We start from the raw sequence: 17292 nt of genomic DNA on the forward strand, positions 1-17292 counted from the left end.
GAAAAAATAAAGTGCGGTGCAAAATAAGGCGATTTTTTCGCCTTATTCTGGTTTGGTTTGAATTTCTTGCGAAAATGCTTGCAAGCCTTGTGCGTTGCCTGATTTCACCATGGCTTGCATTGCTTGGGTTGGGGTGTGAATCAATTTATTCATTAGTTTGTAGCTTAATTCTTGCAAAATTTGCTCCGCACTTTCACCTTGCTGTAAGGCACTCAAGGCTTTTTCTAGCATTTCTTGGCGGGTTTGCTCCGCTTCCTCACGATAACGGCGAATTAAATTAGAAAATTGATGCACCTTGAGCCATTCAAAAAAGGCTTGGTTTTCTTCGTCAATAATCTGTTCTGCTTCGGCGGAAGCCTGTTCGCGCTGGGTGAGATTGCGCTGAATGATATTCTGCAAATCATCAACAGTGTAATGATAAACGCTTTCCACTTCGCCTGCGCTTTCTTCTACATCACGTGGCACGGCAATATCGACAATTAGCATTGGATTATAGCAACGCTTTTTCTGTGCTTGCTGCACCATTGCTTGACTGATTAGGGTGTTTGGGCTGCCTGTTGAGCTGATCACAATATCGGCCTGATCTAAGCCTGCTTGAAGATCATCTAGCCCTACCACACGAATTTTCTGTGCTGATCCCAGTTTTTCTACTAACTGTTCAGCGCGAGCAAGGGTTCGGTTGGCAATGGTTAAACTTTTCACGCCGTGGCGTAATAAATGGCGTGCCACCAATTCAATGGTTTCGCCCGCACCGACAAGTAAAATATTCAGCTGACGTAAACTATCAAAAATCTGACGGGCGAGCGTGCAGGCGGTATAGGCCACCGACACGGCATTTTCACCGATACTGGTTTCCGTGCGCACACGCTTTGCCGTGGAAAAGGTTTTTTGGAATAAGCGAGAAAGCTGGCCAGAAATCGCCCCTTGATGTTGCTGATAATAATCTTCACTCAGCTGATAGGCTTGCTTCACTTGCCCTAAAATTTGTGGTTCACCCAATACAAGGGAATCCAATCCGCACGCGACACGCATTAAATGTTGGGTGGCGAACTGATTTTGTTTGACATAAAGGCTGTGGTTGAGTTCTTCTTTATCGATCTGATGAATTTCGCTCAGCCAATCAATACATTGGCGTTGCCATTGAGCATCATCTTGTGGGGAAATGGCTTTATTATGAAAATACACTTCCGTGCGATTGCAGGTGGACAAAATCACAGCACTGTCTGCCAAAGCAGCTTGCTCGATTTGTTGCAACGCCTGCTGACGTTTCTCATCAGAAAACGCCACTTTTTCACGCAATGCCACAGAAGCAGTTTTATGGTTAATGCCTAAAACAAGAATTGTCATAAATTAATTGAAATTTGACCGCACTTTCGGTCAAGCCCCCACAAAATAAAAAGAAAGAAAATAAAAACTTGCTCATTCTAAGCAATTATTTACCCTTGAGCAAATCGGATTGCCCTTTCCTAGCAAAAAGCAACACTTTTGTTTAATTTAACCCTGATCTTTTAATTTTCGCCATTGGGTAAATTGGGTTAAATTTTCCGCCTGTAAAAAAGGATTAATCCGTTTTTCTAATGCTAAGGTAGTGGGCAAACTCGGTTGATTCTGTTGGCGTAATGTTGCAATTTTTCTCGTATAATCGGTTAGAAAGTCAGACGAGCCTAACAGGTTCTCGGCAAACTGTAAATTACTTAAAGTATATTCGTGCGCCGGGCAAACAATGGTGCTATCAGGCAAGGCTTTGAGCCGTTGGAGCGAATCAAACATTTGTGCGTAATCCCCTGTAAACACGCGTCCGCAACCGCCTGAAAATAAGGTATCGCCACAGAATAAATGACCGTCCACCACAAAACTCACGTGATTTTCCGTGTGGCCGCCCGAGGACAGCACTTGGATTTGATAATGCGTGGTGTGAATTTCCCCTTCATTAATGATTTGCGTTGCGCCCAAGTCTGCGGTTTCTTGTGGGCCAAACACAGGGACATTGGGATAATGCTGTTTAAATTCTGCCAAGCCGCCAACGTGATCTTGATGCTTATGGGTAAGCAGCACCGCTTCCACTTCAAGCTGATGTTGCTGTAAATAAGCAAGCAAAGGCGCGCTTTCTGAGATGTCGATCACAATTACAGGTAAATTTTCTCGTGCATACAGCCAAATATAGTTATCATCAAGGGCAGGAATGGGTACTAACATATTGATCCTTATTAAAAATGAAGTGGAATATTCTAAACAATGCGCAAATAGAAACACCGCTAAGCTGGCAACAGGTGCCACAAGGTGAGCGCTATTGTAGCCTAATTCAGCAATATTTAACAAAACACTTTGCACAAATTTCGGGAGATTATTGCCTCAAATTGGGCGCGTTAAGTGGCGAAGTGGCGTATTATCCTTGCGATCAACAAATTATTGTGAGCGAAAAAATTCCGCAAAATTTGACCGCACTTTCACAATGCCCACACATCGATTTAGTGCAAGCTCAAGCCACGGCGCTACCTTTTATTGATGAATGTTTCTCTGCCTGCTTGCTTGCGCACGGCTTGCATTTCACCGCTGATCCGCACCAAGTGTTACGCGAAACTACGCGCACGCTCAATCAAGATGGAATCTTATTTCTTTCCTTATTTAATCCGCTCAGCCTATTTTCCCTTAAACAACATTTGCCTTTTGGCAAAAATAAATTGCCGTTTCACCCTTATTTTGCCAGTCGGATTGTGGATTGGCTGAGCCTGCTCAATTTCGATCTGCTTGATCAGCAATGCTTATCCTTGCAAGGAAACCCCCATTATTTTGGCGAAATGATGATCATTGTGGCCCAAAAACGCACGTTGCCAATGACCTTAAATCCCCAAACATCGCCCTTTTCCCCTGTTCTCAACCCTGCCAATGCTTTTCGCCAAGCCGCCAAAGCGGAAAGGCTCATCAAAAACAACTCATTGAAATAACAAGCTGGTTTTGCTTTTTAACAGGATTTCCCCTTGCTGAACAGGCGAAACTTGCCTATTATGCACGGCTCAATATGATTCGCCTCTTAGATAACGAATAATACGAAATGACGGAGAACACGAAATGACCGAACAAACCTTTATTCCCGGCAAAGATGCCGCCCTTGAAGACAGCATTGCAAAATTTCAGCAAAAATTGACCGCACTTGGCTTTGATATTGAAGAAGCCTCGTGGCTCAATCCCGTGCCGAATGTTTGGTCTGTGCATATTCGTGATAAAGATTGCCCGCAATGCTTCACTAACGGTAAAGGGGCGAGTAAAAAAGCGGCGCTGGCTTCTGCTTTAGGGGAATATTTTGAACGCCTTTCCACCAACTATTTCTTTGCCGACTATTACCTTGGGCAAGCACTTGCCAATGCACCTTTTGTGCATTATCCCAATGAAAAATGGTTTGAAATTGAAGATGAAACCGAGCTGCCCGAAGGCATTTTAGATGAGCATTTATTGGCTTATTATGATCCCAATGGCGAATTGACGCCAGATTTATTGATCGATCTCCAATCGGGCAATGCAGAACGTGGCATTGTGGCAATGCCTTATGTGCGTCAATCGGATAACCAAACGGTATATATTCCACAAAGCATTATCGCTAATCTTTATGTTTCCAATGGAATGTCCGCAGGCAACAGCTTGTTTGAAGCACGTGTGCAAGGGCTTTCAGAAGTGTTTGAGCGTTATGTCAAAAATAAAATTATTGCAGATGCCATCAGCTTGCCACTTATTCCGCAAGATGTAATGGATCGCTACCCTACGGTGCAAGAAGCCATTGCAACCCTTGAGCAAGAAGGCTTCCCAATTCTCGCTTATGATGCGTCCTTAGGGGGAAAATATCCTGTAATCTGTGTGGTGTTGCTCAATCCACAAAATGGCACTTGCTTTGCCTCTTTCGGTGCGCACCCTAATTTTGGCGTGGCCTTGGAACGCACGGTAACCGAATTATTACAAGGGCGTAGCTTGAAAGATCTTGATGTGTTCACACCACCTTCTTTCAACAATGATGATGTAGCAGAACACGCCAATTTGGAAACGCACTTTATTGATTCAAGCGGTTTAATTTCTTGGGATTTATTCAAACAAGAGAGCGATTATCCTTTTGTGGACTGGGATTTTTCTGGCACAACGGAGCAAGAATATCAAAATCTGATGGCGATTTTCCAAGCGCTCAATCAGGAAGTCTATATTATGGATTATCAACATCTCGGCGTTTACGCTTGCCGCATTATTGTGCCGGGAATGTCGGATATTTACCCTGCGGACGATTTAATTTACGCCAATAACAATATGGGAATGGATTGGCGTGAAATTTTGCTTGATTTACCACACTTCCATCACGATCAAGACACTTATCAAGAATTGCTTGATGAGCTTGACGAACAAGGCATTGATGATGCCTCTCGTGTACGCGAATTTATTGGTATCGTGCCACCACCAAAATCGGGCTGGACAACCCTACGCATTGGTGAACTCAAAGCAATGCTCTATCTTGCTACACAAGATTTAGAAAATGCCTTAGATTGGGCAAACTGGACGCTAAATATGAATCAATCCGTGTTTCCCCCAGAGCGTGCGAATTATTACCGCTGTTTAGTAAACAGCCTAGAATTATTCCTAGATGAAAACCGCGATCCCGCTCAATATCGTGCGGTATTTGAGAAAATGTATGGCAAAAGTGCGGTGGAATTTGCTTGGAATGCCATTCAAGGTGGCAATCCGTTCTATGATTTATTGGCTGATGATGAGCATTTACAACAATTCCACGCACATCAAAAATTACTCAACGCCTATCATAAATTGCAAAAAGCCAAAGCAGACTATTGGAAAGCAGAGAATTAAACCCTATTTTGTGATCTGCCCCAAAGAAATTATGCTTATTTAATGCTAGGATATTAGCGTTTTTTATTACTAACAATAAGGAGTTTTTATGCAAAATTGGACACCTGAAATGTGGCAATCAGCCTTAGTTGGCTTAGTCGTTGGTTTGATTCTCGGTTACTTATTATTGCGTCTCACTAAAGGCTCAGTAAAAAAACAACTGCAAACAGAAACTGAGTTAAAAAAAGTCAAATCTGAACTTGATCAGCAAAAGCAAAATCTGGAAAAACACTTTTCAGAAAGTGCTGAATTACTCAAAACCCTTGCACAGGATTACCAGAAACTTTATCAGCATTTAGCCAATTCTTCAGCGGAATTACTTCCTCAGCTAGAGAATAAAATTCTGTTTGAAAATCAATTAGAAGATAAAAAAGCAGAACAAGATAAGACCGTTGCTGAAAACAATTCAGAAGAAAATCCTCCAAGAGATTATTCTGAAGGATCATCAGGCATCTTAAAGGCCGAAAAATAGCTCTTAATAATTTCCTAACCCTTTGAAAAACGGTGAGTTTTAAAACAACTCTCCGTTTTTATTGTTCGCTAATTTCAAGAATATATAAAACCCATTAAACGAATCAGATTTTTAGTGTAAAATACGAGCCATTCTCAATTAAAAAGATGTAAGGATATTTCTATGGCATACACCACTTTCTCACAAACCAAAAACGATCAACTCAAAGAACCAATGTTCTTTGGACAAAATGTGAACGTCGCCCGTTACGATCAACAAAAATATGAAACCTTTGAAAAACTGATTGAAAAACAACTTTCTTTCTTCTGGCGTCCAGAAGAAGTGGACGTGTCTCAAGATCGCATTGACTATGCTGCACTGCCAGAACACGAAAAACATATTTTTATCAGTAACTTAAAGTATCAAACCCTGCTTGATTCCATTCAAGGTCGTAGCCCAAATGTGGCGCTATTGCCATTGGTTTCTATTCCTGAACTGGAAACGTGGATCGAAACTTGGACATTCTCTGAAACCATTCACAGCCGTTCATATACGCATATTATTCGTAATATCGTCAATGACCCGTCCATCGTTTTTGATGATATTGTAACTAACGAAGAAATCATCAAACGCGCAAAAGACATCTCCGCCTATTACGATGATTTAATCCGCGACAGCCAGCTTTACAGCCTTTATGGCGAAGGCACTTACACCGTGGACGGCAAAGAATGCGTCGTCACTCTGCGCAATCTAAAAAAACAACTTTATCTCTGCTTAATGAGCGTAAACGCCTTAGAAGCCATTCGTTTTTATGTTTCCTTTGCTTGCTCTTTCGCCTTTGCGGAACGGAAATTAATGGAAGGCAACGCCAAAATCATCAAATTTATCGCCCGTGATGAGGCACTACACTTAACGGGAACACAGCACATTCTCAACATTATGGCAGCTGGACAAGATGACCCTGAAATGGCAGAAATTGCCGAAGAATGCAAACAAGAGGCTTATGAACTTTTCTTAGCTGCCGCAGAACAAGAAAAAGAATGGGCAGATTATCTGTTCAAAGATGGCTCAATGATTGGCTTAAATAAAGATATTTTGGTGCAATATGTGGAATACATCACCAATATCCGTATGCAAGCAGTCGGCTTACCATTGCCATTTGAAGCGCGTTCAAACCCAATCCCTTGGATCAACGCGTGGTTGGTGTCGGACAATGTACAAGTCGCCCCACAAGAAGTGGAAGTAAGTTCTTATCTTGTTGGTCAAATTGATTCAAAAGTTGATACCAGCGATTTCGGGGATTTTGATCTGTAATAAATTTATGGAAAATTCTGACCGCACTTTCAGATAACTAAAAGTGCGGTTATTTTTTCTTTGACGTTGATAAGTTCCATTTTTCTAAACTTTTATTTTCATTCGGGCAATTTACACGGGGAGTAAAACGGTTAAAGTTTTTACCTCATAACTCCAACTCCAAATCACTTTCCACTTGGCAGCAGCAAAGTAGCACTTCGTTTTCATTTACAAAAGCAAGTGGTGGTTCATTATAGCGGACTTTACCCTTTTTTATTTTTGTGCGGCAAGTACCGCAATAACCCGAACGGCACTGATATTCTGGATAAATGCCGTGGATTTCTAATTTTTGTAGTAACGGCATTTCGTTGTGGTGTTCAAGGGTAATTTTTTGTTTTAATAGGGTGATTTTCATTTTTTAAAGTGAGATATTGAAATAATCGTATTTGAGTGAAATTTTCTTTTTCTGCGTTAAATTATTTTTCTTTGAGATTGATAACGGGTTTCGCCGTTGGCGACTTCCTTTCTTTTGCTTACCCAAAAGAAAGGAAGCAAAGAAAAGGGAACCCCGATCAAACCGCTTTTTCCTCATTCCAATAAAATTTTCTTTACGAAAAATCAGCCTGATGTTCGCTTCGCTCTCGCTCGGCGTGATTTTTCTAAAAATTTTATCTCCACTCGGGCGGTTTGGACGGGGAATACGGTTAAGGCAAATTTTAAAGTGCGGTGGGAATTCTTGAAGTTTTAAAATTCCGTGGAAAATGACCGCATTTTTCATTTTGCAAAATAGGAAAATAAATCTTTTCTCCTACTTTGCTCTAATTTTCAAACAAAATGTAGAAGAGAGAAAGGATTAATCTCCCGTGTAAATTGCCTTCATTTTTAACAAATTTTTAGAAAAGTAACGCCTGAACGCAGCGTAGCGAGTATGGGCTTACTTTTCGTTAAGAAAATTTGTTAAAAATGAAGATCAGCAATTTAGTCGGGTGCTTTTTTCTTTGCCTACTTTCTTTTGAGCAAGCAAAAGAAAGTAGGTCGCTCAACGAGCGAAACCCGTTATCACTCCCAAAGAAAAAAGCAATTAACCAACGATAACGTCCAAACAAAAAAGTGCGGTCATTTTCCACGGAATTTTAAAACTTCAAAAATTCCCACCGCACTTTTAACTTAACAGCCCTTAAAGCTCATTCAAACTCAACACATCTGTCATATCAAACAGGCCTTTTTCTTTGCCTTCGAGCCATTTTGCGGCACGCACGGCACCGTTGGCGAAGGTCATTCGGCTTGAGGCTTTGTGGGAGATTTCAACACGTTCGCCAATATCGGCAAACCATACGCTATGCTCGCCCACTACATCACTGGCGCGAATGGTGGCGAAGCCAATTTCATCGCGTTTGCGCTCGCCTGTGATGCCATCGCGGCAGAACACGCCATGGGTTTTAAGATCACGTCCGAGGGTTTTCGCAATATGTTCGCCCATTGATAAAGCGGTGCCTGAGGGGGCGTCCACTTTGTGGCGGTGGTGCGCTTCGATGATTTCAATGTCGCAATAATCGCCCATCACTTTGGCAGCTTTTTCTAACAATTTAAACACGAGGTTTACACCTACGCTGAAGTTAGACGCAAACACGATACCAATTTTTTCTGAAGCAGCTTTGATTGCAGCTTTGCCTGCATCATCAAAACCAGTTGTGCCAATCACCATTTTTTTCTGGTGTTGAACACAAAAATCCAAGTGTGCTAACGTGCCTTCAGGGCGAGTGAAATCAATGATTAAATCGAAGTGATCTTTTTCTGCGTTTAAATCATCAGAAACTTTCACGCCAAGTTGTCCAACGCCTGCTAATTCACCTGCATCTGCGCCTACTAATGATGAGCCTTTGCGTTCAAAAGCTGCGCCTAATTCCACGCCTTCTGCGCTATGTACGGCTTGAATTAATTGGCGTCCCATACGGCCACCTGCACCTACCACGGCAATTTTTAATGTCATTTTCTACTCCTGTTACGAGGTGAGTTCAATAATGGTGGTTAAGCCTGAATAAATCAGTTCACCACCGAAAAATAGGAAAACTAAACCAGCAAAATTATCGATATAACGATTGTAGCGGTTGTAAAAATCGCGCACCATTTTGCGTGAAAAGAAAAAAGCAATCAGCACAAAATAAAGGAAGCTTTCCAGCGCCACAAGGACAATAACGAGTATAATTTCTGCCATTCCTGAGAAATTTGTCATAAAACCAGACAGCACACTGCTGAAAAATACGATCACTTTGGCATTGCTAATGTTGATGAATAAACCTTTCATCACTTCGCTAAAAAAGGACGTTTGCTTTATTTTTTGTTGGCTAGAATCGGTTAGCTGTGCGTTTTGGGTAACGCGTAGCATTTTGATTCCGCAGTAAGCGAGATAGCTGCCGCCTAAGCACATAATGATATATTGCACTAAATTATTGGTGCGGTTAATCATCGCTAAGCCAAAAATGACTACTGCCGACCAGAACAAGATCCCTAGTGCGATGCCTAACGCACCTGCCACGGCATTGCGATGGCTTTCGCTTACCGCTTTGCGGCTTACATATAAAAAATCAGGGCCAGGGCTAAGTAAGCCAACAAAATTAACAAATAAAACTGTCCACATTATAAAAAGCTCTCCAATAAAATAGATGACAATAAATAAATGGTAATAATGCTGTAAATGGCGGCTAGCACATCATCAATCATAATGCCAAAGCCACTTTCCAATTTACGATCGAAATAGCGGATCGGATAAGGCTTCAAAATATCGAAAAGACGAAATACCGCAAAACCGACTGCACACCATAGCAGATTGATTTCAGGCAACACCGCAAGCACCATAAAAATGCCAACAAATTCGTCCCACACAATCGCGCCGTGATCGTGAACGCCCATATCATCAGCAGTTTTCTGGCAAATAAAGCAACCAGCCACAAAACAAAGTGCGGTGAAAAAAAGGAAAATTTTTAATGGCATAATCTGCAAGAGCGCCGCGCCAATTAGCGTGGCGGCTAAACTTCCCCAAGTGCCGGGAGCGGGGCGAAGCAAGCCTGAGCCAAACCCGATGGCCAGTAAATGCACGGGATTGGTTAAAGAAAGTCTGCTGCGGGGATCTTGTTGGGCTGTATTTTGCATAATTTTTCTATTTAAAATGATCGAAACCGCCGGTATGCGCCACGTCCACTTCTTGCCCATTACGTTGAAAAACAAGGCGTTTTTTGCCATTTGGGCGTAACGCACGGAGCTGGCCGATACAGGTATAATTTACGCCAATATGTTTTAAATGTTGATCTAGTTTTTCTCGCTGACGATCTGGCACGGTAAAACATAGCTCATAATCTTCACCGCCAGTTAAAGCAAACTGCTCTGCTTGAGCGCGCCCGAAAGTATTAATCAAGGCATTGGACAACGGCAATTTATCTAAATTTATCACCGCACTACATTGGCTACGTTCTAAAATATGTCCCAGATCGGCAATCAAACCGTCTGAAATATCAATGGCAGAACTGGCAAGTGCAGATACCGCTAATTCCAAGCCAAGCAACACTCGGGGTGTCGGGCGAAGGTGGCGTTGAATTAAATAATCGCGCTCAAAATCTGTCCCATTTTGCACCGCACTTTGCGCTTGCATAGGTGTTTCCCTTACGGAATTCAGCAATAAAGCCAAGCCCCCTGCGCTATCGCCAAGGGTGCCAGACACATAAACCCAATCGCCCACATTAGCACTGTGGCGACATAACGCCTTGCCTTTGGGGATAATGCCCTGTGCGGTGATGCTAATGACGTGCAACGCGCCTTTGGTCGTATCACCACCAATCAGATCCACATTATAGTGATCCAACACGTCAAAAAAACTTTGGCTAAACGCTTGCAGCCATTGATGATCTATATGGGGTAAGGTTAAAGCAAGGGAGAACCACGCAGGTTCTGCGCCCATTGCGGCCAGATCGCTTAAATTGGTCGCAGCGGCTTTATAAGCCAGATCGGCGGGAGAAATAGATGGCAGAAAATGGGTATTTTCCACCATAGTATCTGTTGTAATGGCAATGCGTTGGTTTTGCCGATGTTCGGTAATCGCACAATCATCACCAATGGCAACAATCACATCTTTACGGGAAGGGCGCTTAGACGCATTAAAATATCGTTTAATTAGATCAAATTCGCCTTCACTCATTGGCTTCCTTCCCTGAAATGATTATTTACGCGATAAGGCAGGTGCAACTTTATCCAATACACCATTCACATAACGGTGGCTGTCATCTGCCCCGAATACTTTTGCCACTTCAATGGCTTCATTGATTGCCACTTTATAAGGCACGTCTAGCTCGAATTTCAGTTCATACACCGCTAAACGTAAAATCGCACGCTCGATAGGATCTAATTCATCAAGGCTACGATCCAAATAAGGGGTCATTGTCGCTTCAACCGCTTCAATATTTTCTGCGGTTTGACACAATAATTTGCGGAAATAAGGCATATCCACGCCTTGCATATCCTGCTCGGTAATAAACGCTAATTCCACTTCTTCAATAGGATTTTGCGAAACATACCAAGAATAAAGGGCTTGCACCGCACATTCTCTGGCACGGCGGCGCTGGCTTGGTTTCTTTACTTTATCGTTCATTGCAAGTTCAGCCATTATGCGTTATCAATTTGTGCTAATAAGTTGATCATTTCTAAAGCCACTAATGCCGCTTCTGCGCCTTTATTTCCCGCTTTTGTGCCTGCTCGTTCAATGGCTTGTTCAATATTTTCAGTGGTTAGCACGCCAAATGCCACAGGAATTTCCGCTTGCATCGCCACTTGGCCTAAACCGCTACTCGCTTCGCCTGCGACATATTCAAAATGCGCTGTACCACCACGGATCACGGTGCCTAATGCCACAATCGCATCATATTTTTTGCTTTCCGCTAAACGGCGAGCCACTAATGGTAACTCATAAGCCCCCGGTGCGCGCACTAAGGTGATATTTTCATCTTTTACTTGCCCAACACGTTTTAAGGCATCTAATGCGCCTTCTAATAAACTTTCGTTAATAAAGCTGTTAAAACGTGCAATCACCACCGCAACTTTAGCGTTTGGTGCTGCAATCGCGCCTTCTAATACTTTCATAATCTGTCCTATGTTTAATGTTATGGAAATAGGGGCGGATTTTATCATAAAAAATGGGGGGATTGGGGATTTTATTGTACGATATTTTGAGTTTTTAAATTCTTTAAGTGCATAAATCTTAAACACCAATTCATATTCTCACTCCCACTAATTTACTCTTAATTTATTGGAAGGCAGGGAAACCATTAATTCTGAAATACTTAATTTAGAAATATTCCGCATGTCATAATTCCCCCTAATAAATTAACTATATAAACTTCTTACATTCATAGCTAATGTTAGCCTCATATTAATCACCTAATAGGACTACTTAAATATTAACGTGAAAGAAACAACGCTGCTGCACCGCGAACGCCGCCGGAATCGCCGTATTTGGCTTTTTTGATCACTGGCACTTTAGCGCTGCGCATTAGGTGTTTAGGCAGGGCTTTTGGTAGTGCTTCGTAGAGATAATCAAAGTTGGATAAACCGCCGCCGAGTACGATTAAATGCGGGTCAAGGGCTGTTATGATGTTGCCGATAGAAATAGCGGCGAGTTCCACAAACATTTCCACAAATTCCACCGCACTTTGTTCTTTGGCGTAAAAACGCTGGATAATTTCTTTGGCTGATAGGCTTTCCCCTTTGAGATCGCGGTATAGCATTTCAAAGCCGCGGCCTGAAAGATAGGTGTCTAAGCAGGCTTGATTGCCGCAGCCGCAAGGGTAAATTGGCGCTTTATCCCAGCCGAGCAGTTTTAAGGCGTGGTAATTCAGCTGCATATGCCCAAGTTCGCCCGCCATTCCGATTTGTCCTGAGTAGATTTTGCCGTCAATCACTAACCCACCACCAAAACCTGTGCCAAGGATTAAGCCTAACACGCTTGGATATTGCTGATTTTCTTCTGCCCAAGCCTCTGATAAGGCAAAACAATTTGCGTCATTTTCTGCCCGCACTTCGCGATCTAAACGCTGGCTTAAATCTTGTAAAATAGGTTTGTTGTCTGCTACGCGAATATTGGTGATTTCCGCCAAACCTGTTTCGTGATTCACAAAACCCGGTAAGCCTAGCCCTACTGTGCCTTTTTCGCCAAATTTTTCATCGGCTTTTTTCACCAAATTGACAATGGTATCAAGCCATTGCTCGTAGCTCTCTTTTGGGGTATCGACCCGTTCGGAATATTGTTTTTCCAATTTTTCATTGAATACAGCAAGCTCAATTTTTGTGCCGCCAATATCAAATCCGTATAACATTGTTCACCTCAAAAAATAATTAAAAATCTGACCGCACTTTCTTATTGCACTCTATCTTGCAAAGTGCAGTTGAAAATCGGTTTGTTTTTGATCCAATCGAATAATCCACAATGAAACGCCCACGCCAGCAACACGGAAACCAATAAATCAATCGGGTAATGCATTCCTAAACGCAAACGGCTAACGAGCATTAACACCGCCCAAACGGCAATGCCTGCGGTGAGATATTTCATTCCTTTATTGTTACGCCCCAAAAGCTGCCCAAATCCTACCGCAAGCATTAACCAAGTGGCGGCAAAAATGCTGTGACCAGATGGGAAAGAATAGCCTGTTTCTTTGCTACGGTGATGCACTAAATGGGCATCAACTGGCTTATCTGCATAATAATCCAACACGATTTTTTCGCGTTCATTGCGAGGTTGATCGTAAAAATACTCAGGGCTAATGCTTGATTTTTCCGCCAATTGCACAATAAAAGGACGAGGTTCAGCAAACACCGTTTTGAGCGCCGATTTCACCCCTTGGTTTACCCCAACAGAAATCGCCATCACTGCAATCACCGCAAGGGCTTGCTTTTTATCTGCAATACAGAAAAAATACGCAACAGCAAACACGCCACAAGTGATAATGGCATAAAGCACACTACCTGTTTCGGTAATAAAATAAAGCAACGTATCAATTTGTGTATAATTTGTATCCCCTTGCCAATGCCAGTTAATTAACCACGCAAAAAAAGGCACACAACAAAGCAATAAGGTATATAATGAAAGACGTTTTAACATTTTAATCACTCCATAAATTTGAGTGCATAGTTTAGCATTATTCAATAAAAAAAGAATGAAGGATTTAGCGATGACAAAAATTCAACGGGTTACGGAAGCCAATTTACCGACCGAATTTGGTTTATTCCGCATTGTGGGCTTTGAGTTTCCCGACACTAAAAAAGAACACGTTGCCTTAGTAATGGGCGATATTTCAAATCCAGAGGAGCCTGTTTTAGCCCGCATTCACTCCGAATGTTTAACGGGCGATGCGTTGCATAGCCTGAAATGCGATTGCGGTTTTCAGCTTGCCACTGCACTACGCCAAATTAGCGAGGAAGGCCGTGGCGTGCTGATTTATCACCGCGAAGAGGGCCGCGGCATTGGCTTAATTAACAAGATCCGTGCTTATTCCTTACAAGATCAAGGAATGGATACCATTGAAGCCAACCTTGCTTTGGGCTTTGCCGCAGATGAGCGTAATTTTGAAGTTTGCGCGGATATTTTTGATCTGCTCGGTGTAAAACAAGTTCGCCTGCTCACCAACAACCCAAACAAAATCGACACAATGAAAAAAGCGGGAATAAACGTGGTAGAACGCGTTCCGTTAAACGTAGGCGAAAACCGCTACAACACGGAATATTTAGACACCAAAGCAAAAAAAATGGGGCATTTCATCGTGCATAACAACCAAAAACACCTAATGACCTGCCCGCATTGTCAGGAAGAAGTGCCGAATAGGGAATAAAATAATGCATAATTTAAAAGAGCAACAAATTAGACAACAAGCCCTACAGTTTGCAATTGATAATAATCGCCTTGAAGGACTATATCTTAGCCAAGAGATGCTACATTATTTTCAAAGATGGGTAATGGGTGAAATAACTATCTCAGAATTAAAAGTAAAAACGAATGAAATATCATAGCTCTGATCCTATGCTAAATAAAAATGGGGTACTAATTAATAAGCTGAAAATCGAAACTCAAGATGAACTAGATAAAAAAGAAGCTCAAATCACTGCTATTCAAACAGCTATATTGTTAATTACACCAGTGAAAGGGCAATTTGATATCGCTCACCTAAAAGCTATCCATAAACATTTGTTTAATGACATCTATTCTTGGGCTGGCGAAATTAGAAGTATTGATATCTCTAAAGGAGATACAATGTTTGCAACCAGCTCAAGAATTATCCCTGAGCTAGAAAAATTGTTTAATGAGCTAAAAAATGAGCAATTTTTGAAAAATACGCTTCCAGAAAAAATCCCTGCAAGATTAGCTTACTATTTAGGCGAAATTAATGCGATACACCCTTTTCGTGAAGGCAATGGTCGTACTCAAAGGTTATTCATTAATCAATTAGCTCAAACCCTAGGCTTTTATTTAAATTTTGAACAGGTTAGTACAGATGAAATGATTCAAGCGTCTATTTTATCGCATAAATGTGATTACAGCGCCTTAGAAAATATTATCAAAAAGGGATTAACCCCAATTCCTAAATGACAAAAAGATTTCTACCAGTCGTCTAACCAGCTAACTGCAAAAAACACTACTTTTTTTGTAAAAAACGCATAAAATATTCGGTAGATTTGCACCCTAAGTAAAATATTGCTAAAGTGCGTACTAATTTTGCCGAAAATACTAGGAATAACAAATGAGCCAAGAATATTTAGATTTTGAACTCCCGATTGCTGAACTTGAAGCAAAAATTGAATCCTTGCGTGCAGTGGCGGGGCAAGATGATGAAATTAATCTTGATGATGAAATTGCTCGCTTACAGAAAAAAAGCGAAGAATTAACCAAAAAAACCTTTGCCAACTTAGATGCGTGGCAAGTTTCTCGTATGGCTCGCCACCCAAATCGTCCTTATACATTGGATTACATCGAACAAATTTTCACCGAGTTTGAAGAACTCGCAGGCGATCGTGCTTTTGCAGATGATAAAGCCATTGTGGGTGGTTTAGCCCGTTTAGACGGCAAGCCTGTTATGGTGATTGGCCACCAAAAAGGACGCACGGTAAAAGAGAAAGTGAAACGTAACTTTGGTATGCCAGCCCCTGAAGGCTATCGCAAAGCGTTACGTTTAATGGAAATGGCAGAACGTTTTAAATTGCCAATCATCACCTTTATTGACACCCCAGGTGCGTACCCTGGTGTGGGCGCGGAAGAGCGTGGACAATCAGAAGCCATTGCGCGTAACCTGCGTGAAATGTCAATGCTAAAAGTGCCAATTATTTGTACGGTAATTGGTGAAGGCGGTTCTGGTGGCGCGTTAGCCATTGGCGTGGGCGATAAAGTCAATATGTTGCAATACAGCACTTATTCCGTGATTTCCCCAGAGGGCTGTGCGTCCATTTTATGGAAAAGCGCCGATAAAGCCTCTACCGCAGCAGAAGTGATGGGTTTAACCGCAGATCGTCTGCAAAAATTGCAATTGATCGATAACATTATCCCTGAGCCATTGGGCGGTGCGCATCGCAATTATGAGCAAATGGCGCAAAATCTTAAACAGCGTTTACTGGCAGATTTAGCGGATTTAGAAATTCTTGATCCAGATACCTTGTTAGAACGCCGTTACCAACGCCTAATGAGCTACGGTTATTGCTAAATAAAAATGTGCGGTTTTTTAACCGCACTTTTACTTTCAAGCGTTATTAGAAAGCATAAAGGATAGCAAAATGAAACATCTTCTTTCCATTCAATCTCACGTCGTTTACGGCTATGCGGGCAATAAATCTGCCACTTTTCCAATGCAATTACTCGGCATTGATGTGTGGGCATTGAACACCGTGCAATTTTCCAATCACACTCAATATGGCCAATGGACGGGAATGGTAATGCCACCAGAACAAATTGGGGAAATCGTGCAAGGGATTGATAATATTGGTCAATTACATCAATGTGATGCGGTGATTTCAGGTTATATCGGCGCGGCGGAGCAAGTGGAAGAAATCATTAATGCGGTGCAAAAAGTGAAATCTCGCAATCCTAATGCCGTTTATTTGTGCGATCCTGTAATGGGCCACCCTGACAAAGGTTGCATTGTGGCTGATGGTGTGAAAGAAAATCTCATCAACCTTGCTATGGCGAAAACCGATATTATCACGCCTAATTTAGTGGAACTGCGTGAACTGAGCGGTTTGCCAGTAGAAAACTTTGCTCAAGCCATTGAAGCGGTAAAAGTAATTTTATCCAAAGGGCCGAAAAAAGTGCTAGTGAAACACCTGAGCAAAGTGGGGCAAGATCCAAGCCAATTTGAAATGTTGCTCGCCAATCAAGAGGGCATTTGGCATATTAGCCGCCCACTTCATCAATTTAAGAAAGAACCTGTGGGCGTGGGCGATTTAACCGCGGGGCTATTTATGGCGAATCTGCTTAATGGCAAAACGGACGTGGAAGCCTTTGAGCATACCGCCAATGCCGTGAATGATGTAATGACGGTAACGCAACAGCAGGATAATTATGAACTGCAAATTGTGGCTGCGCGTGAACAGATTGTTCGCCCTGTGAGCCAATTTAACGCTGTGAAAATCGCCTAACATTGCCCTTG

Annotated in this window: 21 protein-coding genes; 9 read left to right on the plus strand and 12 right to left on the minus strand. The window is 42.1% G+C overall.

Annotated elements, in window-relative coordinates:
* Positions 1-42: 42 nt before the first annotated feature.
* Together hemA and gloB are read right to left on the minus strand one after the other, a co-directional pair.
* Entirely contained in the window at positions 43-1347 is a 1305-nt protein-coding gene (hemA, locus tag ACNAV8_RS01285; protein WP_103855916.1) for a glutamyl-tRNA reductase, read from the minus strand.
* A gap of 147 nt (positions 1348-1494) precedes the next feature.
* Positions 1495-2196 (minus strand): hydroxyacylglutathione hydrolase, encoded by a 702-nt coding sequence (gene gloB, locus ACNAV8_RS01290; protein ID WP_103855917.1) that lies wholly within the window; start codon positions 2194-2196, stop codon positions 1495-1497.
* A gap of 17 nt (positions 2197-2213) precedes the next feature.
* Here gloB and ACNAV8_RS01295 point away from each other — a divergent pair, with 17 nt between their 5' ends.
* The 4 genes from ACNAV8_RS01295 to nrdB all read left to right on the plus strand — a co-directional run bounded on the left by ACNAV8_RS01295 (position 2214) and on the right by nrdB (position 6643).
* Positions 2214-2945, plus strand: a complete 732-nt coding sequence (locus ACNAV8_RS01295) for a class I SAM-dependent methyltransferase (protein ID WP_103855918.1) — start codon at positions 2214-2216, stop codon at positions 2943-2945.
* Positions 2946-3069: 124 nt separating this feature from the next.
* The gene (ycaO, locus tag ACNAV8_RS01300) at positions 3070-4839 is read left to right on the plus strand and encodes a 30S ribosomal protein S12 methylthiotransferase accessory factor YcaO (RefSeq protein WP_103855919.1); all 1770 of its coding nucleotides are present in this window, start codon (positions 3070-3072) and stop codon (positions 4837-4839) included.
* Between the two features lie 88 nt (positions 4840-4927).
* Positions 4928-5350 carry a Z-ring associated ZapG family protein gene (locus ACNAV8_RS01305; protein ID WP_415777067.1) on the plus strand — a complete coding sequence of 141 codons (423 nt, stop codon included), beginning with the start codon at positions 4928-4930 and terminating at the stop codon, positions 5348-5350.
* A 162-nt stretch (positions 5351-5512) separates the two neighbouring features.
* Entirely contained in the window at positions 5513-6643 is a 1131-nt protein-coding gene (gene nrdB, locus ACNAV8_RS01310; protein ID WP_103852957.1) for a class Ia ribonucleoside-diphosphate reductase subunit beta, read from the plus strand.
* 145 nt (positions 6644-6788) lie between these two features.
* Here the strand turns inward: nrdB and yfaE are convergent, their stop codons facing one another.
* From yfaE to ACNAV8_RS01360, 10 genes are all read right to left on the minus strand, one after another.
* The gene (gene yfaE / locus ACNAV8_RS01315; RefSeq protein ID WP_415777068.1) at positions 6789-7037 is read right to left on the minus strand and encodes a class I ribonucleotide reductase maintenance protein YfaE; all 249 of its coding nucleotides are present in this window, start codon (positions 7035-7037) and stop codon (positions 6789-6791) included.
* Between the two features lie 3 nt (positions 7038-7040).
* Positions 7041-7400 (minus strand): hypothetical protein, encoded by a 360-nt coding sequence (locus tag ACNAV8_RS01320; RefSeq protein WP_415777069.1) that lies wholly within the window; start codon positions 7398-7400, stop codon positions 7041-7043.
* A 399-nt stretch (positions 7401-7799) separates the two neighbouring features.
* Positions 7800-8612, minus strand: coding sequence for a 4-hydroxy-tetrahydrodipicolinate reductase (gene dapB / locus ACNAV8_RS01325; RefSeq protein WP_194751727.1), 813 nt, complete (start codon positions 8610-8612; stop codon positions 7800-7802).
* Between the two features lie 12 nt (positions 8613-8624).
* Positions 8625-9260 carry a LysE family transporter gene (locus ACNAV8_RS01330; RefSeq protein ID WP_415777070.1) on the minus strand — a complete coding sequence of 212 codons (636 nt, stop codon included), beginning with the start codon at positions 9258-9260 and terminating at the stop codon, positions 8625-8627.
* The gene (locus ACNAV8_RS01335; RefSeq protein ID WP_103854719.1) at positions 9260-9772 is read right to left on the minus strand and encodes a phosphatidylglycerophosphatase A family protein; all 513 of its coding nucleotides are present in this window, start codon (positions 9770-9772) and stop codon (positions 9260-9262) included. Before ACNAV8_RS01335 ends, ACNAV8_RS01330 begins: the two co-directional genes overlap by 1 nt.
* Before the next feature lie 7 nt (positions 9773-9779).
* Positions 9780-10811: a thiamine-phosphate kinase gene (thiL, locus tag ACNAV8_RS01340; RefSeq protein WP_103854720.1), complete on the minus strand. Its 1032-nt coding sequence runs from the start codon at positions 10809-10811 to the stop codon at positions 9780-9782.
* 21 nt (positions 10812-10832) lie between these two features.
* Positions 10833-11261 (minus strand): transcription antitermination factor NusB, encoded by a 429-nt coding sequence (gene nusB / locus ACNAV8_RS01345; RefSeq protein ID WP_103854732.1) that lies wholly within the window; start codon positions 11259-11261, stop codon positions 10833-10835.
* Between the two features lie 14 nt (positions 11262-11275).
* A complete protein-coding gene (ribH, locus tag ACNAV8_RS01350) occupies positions 11276-11749 on the minus strand; it encodes a 6,7-dimethyl-8-ribityllumazine synthase (RefSeq protein ID WP_103852964.1) in 474 nt (157 codons plus the stop codon).
* 317 nt (positions 11750-12066) lie between these two features.
* Entirely contained in the window at positions 12067-12981 is a 915-nt protein-coding gene (nagK, locus tag ACNAV8_RS01355; RefSeq protein WP_103854721.1) for an N-acetylglucosamine kinase, read from the minus strand.
* 41 nt (positions 12982-13022) lie between these two features.
* Positions 13023-13763, minus strand: coding sequence for a phosphatase PAP2 family protein (locus ACNAV8_RS01360; RefSeq protein ID WP_415777071.1), 741 nt, complete (start codon positions 13761-13763; stop codon positions 13023-13025).
* A gap of 70 nt (positions 13764-13833) precedes the next feature.
* On the opposite strand from ACNAV8_RS01360, the gene ribA reads away from it, so the two are divergent.
* The 5 genes from ribA to pdxY all read left to right on the plus strand — a co-directional run bounded on the left by ribA (position 13834) and on the right by pdxY (position 17281).
* Positions 13834-14490 carry a GTP cyclohydrolase II gene (gene ribA, locus ACNAV8_RS01365; RefSeq protein ID WP_103854722.1) on the plus strand — a complete coding sequence of 219 codons (657 nt, stop codon included), beginning with the start codon at positions 13834-13836 and terminating at the stop codon, positions 14488-14490.
* A gap of 4 nt (positions 14491-14494) precedes the next feature.
* Positions 14495-14668, plus strand: coding sequence for an antitoxin VbhA family protein (locus ACNAV8_RS01370; RefSeq protein WP_172459081.1), 174 nt, complete (start codon positions 14495-14497; stop codon positions 14666-14668).
* Positions 14655-15245, plus strand: a complete 591-nt coding sequence (locus ACNAV8_RS01375; RefSeq protein ID WP_103854723.1) for a Fic/DOC family protein — start codon at positions 14655-14657, stop codon at positions 15243-15245. The genes ACNAV8_RS01370 and ACNAV8_RS01375 overlap by 14 nt, the downstream gene beginning before the upstream one ends.
* A 151-nt stretch (positions 15246-15396) precedes the next feature.
* Complete coding sequence (accA, locus tag ACNAV8_RS01380; RefSeq protein WP_103852969.1) at positions 15397-16350, plus strand: acetyl-CoA carboxylase carboxyl transferase subunit alpha; 954 nt, start codon at positions 15397-15399, stop codon at positions 16348-16350.
* A gap of 70 nt (positions 16351-16420) precedes the next feature.
* Positions 16421-17281, plus strand: coding sequence for a pyridoxal kinase PdxY (gene pdxY / locus ACNAV8_RS01385; protein WP_103854724.1), 861 nt, complete (start codon positions 16421-16423; stop codon positions 17279-17281).
* Positions 17282-17292 lie beyond the last annotated feature (11 nt).

Source organism: Avibacterium endocarditidis, from assembly GCF_965138825.1.
Classification (GTDB): Bacteria; Pseudomonadota; Gammaproteobacteria; order Enterobacterales; family Pasteurellaceae; genus Avibacterium; species Avibacterium endocarditidis.

Excerpts from the sequence above, each read along its gene's own strand:
- yfaE (WP_415777068.1), bottom strand. The coding sequence starts at position 7,037 with ATGAAAATCACCCTATTAAAACAAAAAATTACCCTTGAACACCACAAC.
- ACNAV8_RS01360 (WP_415777071.1), bottom strand. The coding sequence starts at position 13,763 with ATGTTAAAACGTCTTTCATTATATACCTTATTGCTTTGTTGTGTGCCT.
- ACNAV8_RS01370 (WP_172459081.1), top strand. The coding sequence starts at position 14,495 with ATGCATAATTTAAAAGAGCAACAAATTAGACAACAAGCCCTACAGTTT.
- nusB (WP_103854732.1), bottom strand. The coding sequence starts at position 11,261 with ATGAACGATAAAGTAAAGAAACCAAGCCAGCGCCGCCGTGCCAGAGAA.
- ribH (WP_103852964.1), bottom strand. The coding sequence starts at position 11,749 with ATGAAAGTATTAGAAGGCGCGATTGCAGCACCAAACGCTAAAGTTGCG.
- gloB (WP_103855917.1), bottom strand. The coding sequence starts at position 2,196 with ATGTTAGTACCCATTCCTGCCCTTGATGATAACTATATTTGGCTGTAT.
- nrdB (WP_103852957.1), top strand. The coding sequence starts at position 5,513 with ATGGCATACACCACTTTCTCACAAACCAAAAACGATCAACTCAAAGAA.
- ACNAV8_RS01295 (WP_103855918.1), top strand. The coding sequence starts at position 2,214 with ATGAAGTGGAATATTCTAAACAATGCGCAAATAGAAACACCGCTAAGC.
- ribA (WP_103854722.1), top strand. The coding sequence starts at position 13,834 with ATGACAAAAATTCAACGGGTTACGGAAGCCAATTTACCGACCGAATTT.
- ycaO (WP_103855919.1), top strand. The coding sequence starts at position 3,070 with ATGACCGAACAAACCTTTATTCCCGGCAAAGATGCCGCCCTTGAAGAC.
- hemA (WP_103855916.1), bottom strand. The coding sequence starts at position 1,347 with ATGACAATTCTTGTTTTAGGCATTAACCATAAAACTGCTTCTGTGGCA.
- ACNAV8_RS01305 (WP_415777067.1), top strand. The coding sequence starts at position 4,928 with ATGCAAAATTGGACACCTGAAATGTGGCAATCAGCCTTAGTTGGCTTA.
- thiL (WP_103854720.1), bottom strand. The coding sequence starts at position 10,811 with ATGAGTGAAGGCGAATTTGATCTAATTAAACGATATTTTAATGCGTCT.
- ACNAV8_RS01320 (WP_415777069.1), bottom strand. The coding sequence starts at position 7,400 with ATGAAAAATGCGGTCATTTTCCACGGAATTTTAAAACTTCAAGAATTC.
- dapB (WP_194751727.1), bottom strand. The coding sequence starts at position 8,612 with ATGACATTAAAAATTGCCGTGGTAGGTGCAGGTGGCCGTATGGGACGC.
- accA (WP_103852969.1), top strand. The coding sequence starts at position 15,397 with ATGAGCCAAGAATATTTAGATTTTGAACTCCCGATTGCTGAACTTGAA.
- ACNAV8_RS01375 (WP_103854723.1), top strand. The coding sequence starts at position 14,655 with ATGAAATATCATAGCTCTGATCCTATGCTAAATAAAAATGGGGTACTA.
- ACNAV8_RS01335 (WP_103854719.1), bottom strand. The coding sequence starts at position 9,772 with ATGCAAAATACAGCCCAACAAGATCCCCGCAGCAGACTTTCTTTAACC.
- nagK (WP_103854721.1), bottom strand. The coding sequence starts at position 12,981 with ATGTTATACGGATTTGATATTGGCGGCACAAAAATTGAGCTTGCTGTA.
- pdxY (WP_103854724.1), top strand. The coding sequence starts at position 16,421 with ATGAAACATCTTCTTTCCATTCAATCTCACGTCGTTTACGGCTATGCG.
- ACNAV8_RS01330 (WP_415777070.1), bottom strand. The coding sequence starts at position 9,260 with ATGTGGACAGTTTTATTTGTTAATTTTGTTGGCTTACTTAGCCCTGGC.